Source organism: Alteromonas sp. MB-3u-76, assembly GCF_002831605.1.
In the GTDB taxonomy this organism is placed as follows: Bacteria; Pseudomonadota; Gammaproteobacteria; order Enterobacterales; family Alteromonadaceae; genus Alteromonas; species Alteromonas hispanica.
The window spans coordinates 3,500,380-3,512,279 of record NZ_CP025115.1; the positions used below are offsets into that span (position 1 = coordinate 3,500,380).

11 protein-coding genes are annotated in these 11,900 nt (G+C 42.8%); 3 read left to right on the forward strand and 8 right to left on the reverse strand.

All coding sequences use genetic code 11. The annotated features are described in order from the left end of the window. Positions 1 to 4: 4 nt before the first annotated feature. The 3 genes from CW735_RS15520 to CW735_RS15530 all read right to left on the reverse strand — a co-directional run bounded on the left by CW735_RS15520 (position 5) and on the right by CW735_RS15530 (position 3,475). Positions 5 to 2,017, reverse strand: a complete 2,013-nt coding sequence (locus tag CW735_RS15520) for an AAA family ATPase (protein WP_100972873.1) — start codon at positions 2,015 to 2,017, stop codon at positions 5 to 7. Next, entirely contained in the window at positions 2,014 to 2,928 is a 915-nt protein-coding gene (locus tag CW735_RS15525) for a tyrosine-type recombinase/integrase (RefSeq protein WP_100972874.1), read from the reverse strand. The genes CW735_RS15520 and CW735_RS15525 overlap by 4 nt, the downstream gene beginning before the upstream one ends. Positions 2,929 to 3,082: 154 nt before the next feature. Further along, a complete protein-coding gene (locus CW735_RS15530; protein WP_100972875.1) occupies positions 3,083 to 3,475 on the reverse strand; it encodes a hypothetical protein in 393 nt (130 codons plus the stop codon). A gap of 190 nt (positions 3,476 to 3,665) precedes the next feature. Here CW735_RS15530 and CW735_RS15535 point away from each other — a divergent pair, with 190 nt between their 5' ends. Next, the gene (locus CW735_RS15535; protein WP_100972876.1) at positions 3,666 to 5,645 is read left to right on the forward strand and encodes a hypothetical protein; all 1,980 of its coding nucleotides are present in this window, start codon (positions 3,666 to 3,668) and stop codon (positions 5,643 to 5,645) included. 491 nt (positions 5,646 to 6,136) lie between these two features. Here CW735_RS15535 and CW735_RS15540 read toward each other — a convergent pair whose 3' ends face one another. From CW735_RS15540 to tnpA, 4 genes are read right to left on the reverse strand one after another with little or no spacing between them, the layout of a single operon-like run. Continuing rightward, the gene (locus tag CW735_RS15540; protein WP_100970760.1) at positions 6,137 to 6,469 is read right to left on the reverse strand and encodes a hypothetical protein; all 333 of its coding nucleotides are present in this window, start codon (positions 6,467 to 6,469) and stop codon (positions 6,137 to 6,139) included. A gap of 7 nt (positions 6,470 to 6,476) precedes the next feature. After that, the gene (gene tnpC / locus CW735_RS15545; protein WP_198520977.1) at positions 6,477 to 8,063 is read right to left on the reverse strand and encodes an IS66 family transposase; all 1,587 of its coding nucleotides are present in this window, start codon (positions 8,061 to 8,063) and stop codon (positions 6,477 to 6,479) included. Positions 8,064 to 8,086: 23 nt separating this feature from the next. After that, positions 8,087 to 8,422: an IS66 family insertion sequence element accessory protein TnpB gene (tnpB, locus tag CW735_RS15550; RefSeq protein ID WP_100970759.1), complete on the reverse strand. Its 336-nt coding sequence runs from the start codon at positions 8,420 to 8,422 to the stop codon at positions 8,087 to 8,089. After that, positions 8,422 to 8,694: an IS66 family insertion sequence element accessory protein TnpA gene (tnpA, locus tag CW735_RS15555; protein ID WP_100970758.1), complete on the reverse strand. Its 273-nt coding sequence runs from the start codon at positions 8,692 to 8,694 to the stop codon at positions 8,422 to 8,424. Before tnpA ends, tnpB begins: the two co-directional genes overlap by 1 nt. 167 nt (positions 8,695 to 8,861) lie before the next feature. Between tnpA and CW735_RS15560 the strand changes: the two genes are divergently transcribed. Continuing rightward, on the forward strand, positions 8,862 to 9,482 hold the full coding sequence (locus tag CW735_RS15560; protein WP_157812707.1) for a hypothetical protein: 621 nt from the start codon (positions 8,862 to 8,864) through the stop codon (positions 9,480 to 9,482). 356 nt (positions 9,483 to 9,838) lie between these two features. Then, positions 9,839 to 10,309 carry a hypothetical protein gene (locus CW735_RS15565; RefSeq protein ID WP_100972878.1) on the forward strand — a complete coding sequence of 157 codons (471 nt, stop codon included), beginning with the start codon at positions 9,839 to 9,841 and terminating at the stop codon, positions 10,307 to 10,309. Positions 10,310 to 10,582: 273 nt separating this feature from the next. Here CW735_RS15565 and CW735_RS20045 read toward each other — a convergent pair whose 3' ends face one another. After that, positions 10,583 to 11,782 carry a flagellin N-terminal helical domain-containing protein gene (locus CW735_RS20045; protein ID WP_100972879.1) on the reverse strand — a complete coding sequence of 400 codons (1,200 nt, stop codon included), beginning with the start codon at positions 11,780 to 11,782 and terminating at the stop codon, positions 10,583 to 10,585. Positions 11,783 to 11,900: the final 118 nt, after the last annotated feature.

Genomic DNA, 11,900 nt, shown 5'->3' on the forward strand with positions numbered 1-11,900 from the left:
TGGTTTAGTTGGCTAAAAAGCCGATTGGGGTTTTAGGTTGTTTGCGACGGTTTTCCTCAACAAGCAGTGAGAGTGCCTGTTTGCGGTGGTCCGTCTTAGGGTTAAAACGCATGTGTCTGGCAACGATTGCCAAATCACCTGGCGTAATATGTTTAAGCTGACTGAGTGTAGAGGCCTCAGACTGCGTGAGAGCGCGTATGCCAAGCGTTTGCTTGTACAGCTTGTGCAGCTGCTTAACTGACAAGTACGTGCATTCAAGCTTGATGTCAAAGCGTCTAAGCACCGCATGGTCCAACTTGGCTGCGTAGTTGGTGGCAGCAAACACGGGCTGTGTATTGCACTCAAGCTTCGTCAGCAGTTCATTAACCAGTTGTACATCGTGTTGGGCAGTCAGATGCTGCCTGCTTGCTAACAGGCTATCGACTTCATCCAGTAACAAGATTGCCTGCTCATGATGGGCGCGATAGAACAGCTCAGATACCTGTTGCTCGCTTTCTCCAACGTATTTGCTGAGCACATCTGATGCCGAGACACGGATAATAGTCTTGTCATGCATCTCAGCAAGGTGATGGACCAGTGCCGTTTTACCTGTACCGGGAGGTCCGGTGAGCAATACACGAATAGGCGCATCGCATTTAATCGCATTCTCGATGTCGCGAATTCGCGACTTGGGACCTTTGATATTGAGCAGACTTATATCAAACGGTATGTCACCTTGGTATTGCGGAACAGATTCTAATAGGCCAGATGCGATTAAGGTATTTTCAGCCACTTCGGTAACCGTCTTTTCGGCATCATTGCCTGAGTGGTTTACCAAATGGGCAACATGGCAGGCATTATCGATGACCGCTGGCGTTAAGTTATCTGTCTTTGCCCATTGGTGTTTAAAGGTCTTGGACAGTCGCAAGCCTTTACTGGATGTATGGATAATCGATTCAAGCTGGGACGCAGGCGGTGCAGTAACTTCCATCACCAGTTTAAACCTGCGAATGTAGTTCGGCTCTAGCCAGTTGATATAATTCGTTATCCAGATGCACGGCACTTGGGTCTGCTCAATAAACCGTTGTAGCCGTTCTTTGGTATATCGGGTATCGGCTTGGTCGAACAGACTTTCACATTCATCAATTAACAACATGGCATTACTGTTACTGCCCAATAGAGTTTGCAGTAATTTTAAGCTCTGCAACCGTTCGTCACTGGCAAATGGATAGCCGAATTCATTCTGCGTAGATTTCTGTTTGGTGTCTTTTGCACGTACCTCGATAAGCTGACGGTGAGTGACTTTTGCGAGCGTTCGGGCAAACTCAGTTTTACCGTTACCGCTTTCGCCGTAAAGCAGCAGTGAAACACCCGATACCTGTTTATCAATTGCAGCATGTAGGTAATCGCTCACCAATTCATGATTGATATGCGAAAAGTCTTTAAGCCCGAACTGTGCCTTTGGGCTGCTCGTCATCAACGGTGCTAACAACTGCTCTTTTGTGCTTATCGTTGTCGTCAGTAACGCATTGCGAAGAAAATACGGCAGTCCCAAGGTCGATAAATTGTCGATGTCCATGCTGTCGACAAAACCTAGCTCAAAAAGCTTTGCCTGAGCATCATGCAATGCCTCAATGCGCGACTCGAACATGTGGCATAAGATGCGCTGGTTAGTCAGACGCTGGACAGTAAATTCCATGTCTGAGTAAAGCTTGGCGAAGCCTTCATTGATAGATAAAAGCATCGTGAACAGTATTATCTCGCCGCATGGATGCGCTAGGCCAAACAGCTCACACACCTTATCGACGTTTCTTGATAACCGCAGTTCTTCAGATGACAGATTAAGGCTGGATAACAGTACCTTTTTAACGTCCTGTTTTTTCAACGTCTTGGCAAGGCGGACATGCTTGTCTATCACTTTAGGTAACGTGGAAGGCCAGTCAAAGTCAACGTGTGATGGTGTCACGTCCAATAGTCGTAAAGCCAGCTTCGAGCCTAGTGCAGGCAATGCACTGGATACCATATTGCGCGATGTCATAGCGGCAGTCCTGCATCACCATAATTGAGTTCATCTGCTGCTTTGCGCATGGTTTTGTCATCGCGCTTGTCGTAGATAACGGTGGTTGAGATGTCCGAATGCCCTGCCATTTGTCTTACCGTATTAAGGTCTGCGCCTTGGTCTAGTAACCGAGTGATATAGGTTCGGCGTAAGTCATGTGGTGTGACGGTGGGCAAACCTAGCTCTTTGAAGTAGCGTTTGACTAGCGAGTAAACCAACTCACCGTTAATAGGATTGCCGGTATGTGCGTGGCCACCGCGCTTTACCGTACAAAATAGGTAACCAGACTCGTCGGTGCGCGCTTCTAACCAATCCTCGATGGTTACCTGCACCCAGTCAGGCAGATACACAGTTCGTGACTTATTGCCTTTGCCTTGTGCCACAAACAGCGTGCGCTTTTCTCTGTCATAGTGCCCAATGTTCAGGTCAGCGACTTCGCTTCGGCGCAGACCACATCCCAACATCACAGCAAAGATGGCATAGTTGCGTAGTCCTAACGGTGTGCGATTTTGTGCAAGCATTCGGAATAGCTTACGCACCTGATGCACCGTAAGCGGCGTACCGGCATGCTGCCCATGTTTGACCTTGGGCACAGATTGTAGATTAAGATAATGTTGTTGGTCGACTTGGTTGGTAATAACGGCAGCTTTCACCACACCACGTATTGCCATCATAGCTCGGTTGATACTACGTGGCGCAAAGCCTTCACGTAGAAGGGTGTTTTGAATGGAAAGCGCCTGCGCGTAATCAACGCAGGCAAGCTTAGCGGGTAAATCAACAAGTGGCCAACCCATGACTTCAGCAATACCTTCTAACTGAGCCTGAATTGACCGCCTGCTATTGGTTGATAATCGAGCCAAATACAGCGCATACGGACACTGAGCATCCATAGGAACCTCCTGAATAAGCGTTTTTGTGTGGGATTTGGAGACTGCTGAAACACAGTCATGCCCACAATGTAACGCCTATTTCAGGGGATTCCTGCCGCTGTTTTTGACCTGTTTAGTACACCATTACAACTTCATTTAAAGGGCTGTTGTTAAATTAGCTCTCAACGAATGCCTTTAAATCGACATCCAAAAACCATGCTTCCTTGCCTCCTGAAAAGCCATACTTTTCTCTTTCCTCAGAGGTATTTTCCACTCGATCAACAGTTATTAAGCCTATTATGCTTAACTCAAGAATAGCCTCCTCCACTCTATTTGGGGGCATCGGCTCACCATCAAAGAAGCTTCCGAAATAGTCTCCTATTTCTGCAAGTGAATTGTACTTTTGACTCCAACCACCAAGCTTCAACTCATCTCTTGTAAGTGATGACAGGACATACACACCGAACTCAAATGCTCCTCTAGATAATTTGCGCCCATTTTTGTCATCGTTTTGAGCTCTTGAATAAAAGAGGAGTTTTTTAAAGGCTCTCTTTTGTAACTTATTCATCCAACCATTAACCCGTATGCCATTGCTTTATAATAACTTTTTTCAAAACCCGCTTCCTCTCACACGGAAGCTTAAAAACACTAATTAACCATAGCCTAAAATACATAATCCGCGAGATAGGATAAAGTTAATTCACTATTCATGAATGCTAAATTGAACCCTGAAGTAACAACTCTTTAGGAGAAAAATTATGCATTATCAACCAGAATCTGTCGGTGTCTCACCTTCAAAAATGCCAGTTAGTATAGCTATTAGAAAAGCAATGAAATGTGTCCCTACTGGTGCCGGAAAATTGCTCATTAAACCTCAAGGAAAAAAAATGAGCATATATAAATGCCGTGCAGAAGGAAAACGACTTGAAGGACTTTTCAATAAAATTGATGGATTTGAAGGTGTACAATTGCGGGTTGAACCCAAAGATTCACAAAGCCTCACACTTGTAAGAATTGATATCTTTGATAACTCATTTGGATTTAATAAAACTTTTGAACTTAGGGCCGTTTCCGCTTTTATGCAAAGAAGAAATAAAGGCTTTCGCTGTTACTTAGCCTTATATGGTTTCGAACATAAACACAAGGAAGGTCTAGAAACGGCACTAACAAGTCTTGTTGAGAGAAACGACTATTTAATTGATGAATTAAAAATTGAGTCCTCTATCTTAATAAACATCAATAAAGATGCTGGGCACTTTGAATTCCTGAAAAATACTCTTCGTTACGAAAGAGATAAATCAGCTTTTGTGGGAGAGCATTTCTCACTTCCGATCTACACTGTAGATGCTTCGGTTACCCGTGCACCTTCACTATGCCCTGATCTAGTCCACGAATATAGTGATGGAACTGCAACATTTTTTAATCTGTTAAAGCTATCCGTAATTTCCTCTCACTTTCACGGTATTGACACAAAGAGAATTGGTAACTACTCATTAAAACCGTTAAATACACTCTTCGTTACATCAAATCTGACTTCGGCTGAGCCAGCATTTAGAACTATTTTGGATACCTTTGAATTACTCCAGACATCTATGCAGGCCAATTTTTTCCATCAAGAAAAGCAAGAAGAGTTTTATAAAAAGTATAGCCAGATGCAACAAGGAGAAGTGCTGAACGAACTCAGAAAGAATATTCGTCTTGCTAGAAAAAATAATGATACGGTCGCTCTAGAGACGTTAGAGCAAGCTAAAAATGAATTCATTTCATTGAGCCATGAAGACTTAAACCGGTATGAAAAACGAATTCATTGCCCAACCAATGATCCTTCTCAGGTAGCTCTAGCACACAAATTTAGTGCAGATGGTTTGTCAATTGTGCATCACAGTCTAGCTGCATTGATATCAAGTATTCAGAAGGCAAGACCAACTTCCATCGAAATTGCAAATAGCTTAAGAGGTAATAGTCTATCGATCCAAAAAGAGCTCCTTGGCAAGGATAAATCTTCAGCAGGTTCGTTTCTTTCCGTGTTTGGGGCCATCGACTATCAAAGCTTTGCGAACTTCTCCTTGTCAGAACCGGAGACCTTAAATGTAGTCAATACAGATGATGTAGATGTCATACTTGATTTCGATATGTTTCCTCTTATGGATGGAGAATTTACAACTGAGCTCAACGAGTATTCCAGCTCAGAAATCGTAGACTTGAACAAAAAACTTGCACTGCTTAAAAAGTTAAAATCAGAGAGGTTATCTGTTTACTTTTCACGTGAAGTGAGTCGTGAAGATCTTGAAGATGGGATGACAGATAAGGTACTCAGTGTCGCCTTGGCACTAGAAATCATGCAACTTTCTGAAGAAAGTTTTGTGGGAAAAAAACCTATAATTGCAATTAAAAAAGAAACCTATTTAGAGGCAAAAAGGTTCATTGATGATATTACAGTTGAAAGATCTCGCATGCTGAATAGAAAGCGACTTTTATTATCTTCAACTGCGATAAAAATCTTAGAGAAGCTGTCTTTGATTAACAAGCGCAAGTGGACTACTCGGTACATCACTCAATCAGAATGGTCAATGGTCGGAAGGAGCACCCCGTTTGTTAATGAAGTGCTACTACTTCTTAAAGAACTCGGGATTGTTGAGAGACAAAGCTCACCAAGGGCAGACAGCTTTGAATGGTATTTGAAAGACACCCACGAATTCGAAGATGTAATAAATGTTCTGAAAGGTACTAAGTACTGAAATACCGCAACTTACTGAACCCTCACTCCCCTCACTCCCCTCATTCAGCTCAGCTATGTTAACCACTCTTAGACTGAGGGGAGTGAGGGTTGTGAGGGTACCGGTTATTTCAAATAATCTGCTTATTGTGCTGACAAATAATAATTTCCTTATGAACACTGTACTATTTTTATTTAGGAAGCTGTTGTTATGAAACATGATTTAGAACAAAGCTCATATATCTTAACTAACTTATTGGATAACCCTTGTCTGTATGGAAGTCCATCAATCGACATGCTTTCGTTCACAATTCCCTTCTCAGAAAATGCCACGAAATCGTTATACCGTCTTCAACAGATCAGAACGGCGGATAGGCAGTATAAGTTAAAGCAATTAACAAATGACGAGGTTGGAAGTCACAAATATCGGAAATGCATAACAGCAACTTTTAGTAATGGAGCTTACTTCTCCATATATTTATTTGGGCTCAATGAACGGCAGAATGTAACCGATCATTTTAGACCGTTCTTGACCGCCTGACTAAGATCGAGTTTAGCAACGCTAACCGCAGTTACTATGCCAGCCGGCACCTTGTGATGCGTCTTGCCATTGTTGTTAGCAATGAGCACCGTTTTTCTATTTTTCTTAAGTAACGTGCCGGTGATAGTTTTGCCATCATGAGCATACTGCACTTTCATGCCTGGGCGCAGTTTAGCAAGCGCTTCTCTATCTTGTTTTGCTCGTAATTCATCAATGCGGTTAACGACCGCTTCATTGAGTATATACAATTGGTCGAGAGTGAGTTGGCTAATATCGATGGTCGTTTTCGTTTCTTTTTCGGTCATAGCGTCTTCACTTTTCTATGTCTGAGCGCAGGCGTTTATCAGCGAACAGTGCTTTCCAGCGTCTAGGGGTTAAGTCGATGATGTCTTTGGCTGGATGTTGCGATACGCGTTGCAGTACATCGACTAGGTAGTGGTATGGATTGATGTTGTGTAATTTGCAGGTCACGGTGAGTGTATGCAAGGCACCAAGCTGTTTTGCGCCCAACTCACTCCAGCAGAACAAATGGTTCTTCTTACCCATAGGGATAACGCGTAAGGCCCTTTCTAAATGATTAGTGTCGATATTCACTTGTGCGTGCGTCAGGTAAGTCTTTAACTCATGATGACGGTCATAGGCATAAGCTAAGGCTTTGCTTAACGGATCTTTAGGTAATAATTCTGGGCGTTGGCGTTGCTCGTATAGCCAATGAAACAGAGCATTGATGACAGGCTCGCTGTGTTTGAGGCGATATTGCACGGTATCCTCGGCATTAAGCGCGTGTTTTCGTATGTGTGCTTCCACTTTATACAGCTTTTGTATTTCAGCCAAGGCGTATTGTGCCTCTTTAGGATGATAATCCAATGCTTTTTCGAAGTAGCGGCGCGTATGCGCCCAACAGGCTGCATGGGTGATGTGTTGGCCTTGGCTGTTTAGCGTATCAATGATTTGGCTATACACCGCATAACCATCGCTTAGCAAGGTGCCATTAAAGCCAGTGAGTTGCGCAATCGCATGTTGTTTGCCGCGAGAAGATGACCAGGTAAAGGCCACTTCATCTTGCTCACCATAAATGGGCCAGAAGTAGGTTTGTTTCATGGTGTTATGTTTGCGGCGAGTCGAGGCTTGTCGACCCGCCTTCATCGGCGTTTCATCCATGCTGATGTTGCCCCCACTCAGTATATTACTCAGCACTGCTTGTGCGATAGGGATAACTAAATCAATGCTTTGACTGACGTAGTTGATTAAGCTCGCCCGCGATAAAGTCACACCCGATTGCAGCATACGTAAATGCTGTCGGTGAAGGGGTAAATGGAATACGGCTTTATCAACCATGAGGCCCGCTAATAGTGATACATCCGCATACGCCCCTTCTAACACATTATCGGGAGTTGAGGGGGACAACATGTTGCCCGTTTCTTTGCTTTTAAAGACTTTTTTGCGATAAATTAAGACTTGGTAGCTACCTGGCAGTTGCGCTAAGCGATGGGTCTCTTTCGTGCCAATAATTTCATACTTATCAGCATCCTCACCTTCAAGCTCGGGGCAAGGCACATCAATCACTTTTGTGGGCACGTCATCAGTAAAGCGAAGGCCGGTATCATTGACGTTATTGTCATCTTTTTGTTTAGTGGAGCGGGCATAGCCTTTGACGGCTTTTTTAGGTGCTGGCGGTAAATCTTCATTCGTCGCTTGGCCAAACAACTGCGTTTGGTCAGAATTCTCTACTATGTGCTTTTCTGACTTACGCCCAAACAACTGACGCTTAAACCAGTCGACTTGTTGTTGCAACTGCGCGGCGTGTGCTTGTGACTCAGCCAGTTTTGCACACACATTAGCATATTCTTCTTGTGGAATATGAGGTGTGTTTTGTGGCAAATCGGCAGCGCTTTTCATGCGGCTAAGTATAGCAAATTCAGCTACTTAAGTCGCATGTTTTGTTTGCCTTTTTGCCAATAAACACCATCAATCAAACACTGTAACTGCGCGGTGTTCAGGGCGATTTTATGCCCATTACCTGACACTTTACCGAAGGTGCCCCGCTCCAATCTTTTCGACCATAAACAGTAACCGCCTTGATGGTAATACAGCACTTTTATCATGGTGCGTTTGCGGTTCACAAACACAAACCAATCGCCGAGCTGTGCTTGCATCTGCAACTGATTGTTCACCAACGCCGCTAAGCCGTCGAACTGCTTGCGCATATCGGCAATACCAAGATATAACCATATTTTAGCGCTACTTGCTGTTAGCATTAACCATCTCTACTCATGTTCAGCACCACACCGTTTGGTAGCGTTAACTCGATTTGCCATTGGCGCATGGCTGGCCGATGTGAGGTCATGCTGTCAATGGGCAGCCATTGCGGTGATGTCTGCGGCAACGACAAAGCTTGACGTTTTTTGCGTTGCAAATAAAAAGTGGACTGGTTAATGTGGTGCGTGTGGCAAAACTGCGCGATGGTCATATCGCTGGCTTCTTGCGCATCGATAAGTTGCTGCCATTCTTGAGAGCTTCGTCTAGTCATTGATATTTTCTCCTATATTAATCAATGATTAGATTTTAGGGGCTTAGCTTAAGAATAAAAGAGCGGTCTATTTTGACCGCTTACGGCAGAATCGTGTTCGTGTTCAGTTCAATCCCAACACTGTAGGTCTAGCCAATGCCATTGCAGTATTTAATGATATCAGACAAATGGTAGGTAAAAGTGATTACGACATGTGTATTTCAAACAGCAAAGTCACTCGTGTTGATTACACACTTGATATTCCCAACCTGGCGTTCGAACACCTTATTGTAGATTACGCTTATCGCACCACGTTTGAGAGTTTTATAGATGATGTATCATGTCTGTATAGCGGCTTTCAGTATGGCGCTGGCAATGGATGCCCAGTGAAGTTTTATGACAAGGCTTTTGAACAAGGTGGTATGTTCAATGGTTATAGTCAGTACACAAGATTAGAAAAACTCCACAAACCTAACGCCAGAGGAAGAAAGTCAATGTTCAGGCTTAGTGAATTACACACCCAAAAGTATGCGTTTCAAGGCGTTACGTTTTACGATCCGCTCATCCTTGATGGTATGCCCAAGTCGGTTTTTGAATTAATTCGGCGAGAAGGAATTGGAAAAGCAGTATATTTGCTGACTAACAATAACCGCAGAATTCTTGAGCGAAAGATGTGCAAGTACAAACTTCAGGCAAGTACTGATTTTAAAAAACAGCTAATAAAACGATATCAGGAAAAACTATACGAATTACAGAATCTGATAGCAACACCACACAGATTCGCAGATAGAAAAATAGAATGTGCATAGCACTAACCAATATACGCGAGCATTGTTAAGCTTCGCGGTCACGACTTGTTACTCTTAATGCATGTTAAAGGTAACTATGTGCGAGGTTCTCGGCACAGTTCAGGAACAGGCGTACCGGCTTCGGCGTGTTTCACAACGCCATGATCTGGCTATCGGTGTGTTTCGATTTTTTCATGCAGAACCTCCCACGTATAGGTTACGAGAAGGTTCTACTTTTGACTTAAGTTGTTCTTCGGGGGATCACCCTACCAATCCAGAATTAGCCATTACAATTAGATACAGCTACCCCATTGTTTTGTATGTAAAATTAATGCATCCTAGCCAACCTTAAAAATACATTAAGACATGGAGTAGTTATGCTTGAATTTATAGGTTTTTTGGTTGTTTGCTGGATAGGGTTCGTTATCGTTAAAGCTGTATATATCGGATGGCTTAGAGGGAAAAAGTCGGGGAGAAAAGAGGGTTTCACAAACGAAATAGAGCAAACTGTTACATTATTTGCATCCGAAATAAGTTTTATCAATGACCGTCAAACCGATGAACTCATCGAAGTATGCACCAATCGATACCTTAATAGAGAAAAAGGGGAAGAGAACCATAGCGTATTCGACATTGTTTTCAATACAGTGACAGGGCTCTATATGGAGCAGACTATGAATGACAACCTTCCAGTGAACGTTTCTCTTCAATGCTGGAGAGAGTCAGATAAGTTTCTCAGAAACCATCCGAAATTTGACTCTGAACTAACTCAATCCCTTTTATCTTGTTGGAGCAATATTTTAATAAAAAAAGGTGTTGACCCTTTTAATTTTCAGGTTGCTGTTTAGCCTACATTGCTTTGCTCGCTGGGTTATCTAATGAGTACTTCTTCTTTTGTTTATTAGAACGTTACACATTAGATTCGGGTGTGCTTGAACAGCGATTCCGTAAATGAGTGCAAAACTGTACTAAATAAATCTGGAATCGCTGTTCAAATCAGATCGGAATTAAAAATCATAGTATTAATTTGAAATTAGTTGCTGTTAATAGCAGCTAGAGGCAATTACTTTTACCAAGGCAAAAGCAAAAAATAGCTCCACGTTAATACGGATTAAAGGCAGCTACGAAAGAAGTGACAACGCTAATTGAGGCCTTTGATTTGCCTGAGCTAGTATGGTGTTGCTTGCTTGCTGAATGATTTGATTTCGGGCCAAATTAGCAGTTTCTTTAGCGTAATCGGTATCATTTATTCGGCTTCTAGATGCACTTAAGTTTTCAGAGGTGATACTGAGGTTCCTAATTGTGGACTGGAATCTATTTTGTAATGCGCCAAGCTCAGACCTTACACTTCCAAACCTAGATATTGCACCGTCAATAGCCTGTAAAATATCTTCAGACTTATAGATTCCTACTTCATTTCTAAAAAATATTGGGTTGGGAAATAGTTCATCTATCGTTTTTTGGTCGGGTGCAGCTATCCTGAAATCATTGATACTCCCTGTAGGAGAGACATCAGTAGAACTTGCAGACCATAGGTTTCCCCCTCCGGCCTCATTTAAAGCGGAGGCAAATTCTTCTAGACCAAAGCCAGGATCAGTTAAGTTAAGTGATATTTCAGAATAAGAATTGCCCCCATCGTATGAAACGGCGAGGTTATAGACTCTGTTATCAGCAAAAGCAAGCCGATCATCATCGATAATAAAGCCTAATCCTCCTGTGGTTTGCAGATCAGCAGCACCCGAGACATTTTCCGGTTTTACATATCCTGAAGTTCCACTGATAAGGTTTGGATTAGGGATTAAAGCCCCTTGCGGTCCAAACCCTGCTGCGGAGAACTGGGTTAAACTGACGGTAATTGTTTGTCCCGCATTCGCGCCAACCAAAAACGCGGCGCTATATGTTCCATCTAGCAAATTTTGACCAGCAAATTGAGTATCCGTAGAAATGCGGTTTATCTCCTCGACGAGCTCTTGCGCCTCTTTTTGAAGTGCCGTTTTATCAGCGAGAGAATTAATACCATTTTGAGATTGAATAGCAAGTTGACGTAAACGCTGAAGATTCCCTACTGTCTCGCTGAGCGCACCGTCAGCAGTCTGAGTCACTGAAATAGCATCATTTGCATTTCTAACAGCTTGATTTAGGCCATTTATTTGGCTTGAAAGCCGATCGCTTATTTGTAAACCAGCAGCATCATCTGAGGCACTATTTATTCTGAAGCCAGATGACAAGCGTTCGAATGACTTATCTAACTGCATACTAGAAGAGAAAAGATTTCGCTGAGCAGTTAATGAAGATATGTTGGTATTGACAAATAAACTCATTGTGCGTGTAAAGGTTCTTAAAAAACCTTATATCAGTCCCTTGTTTAATTATTCTTTGCGTAACTTTATCTAATGTACATATCGTCGGATTTTACTAATCCTTTAATAATATTAATAA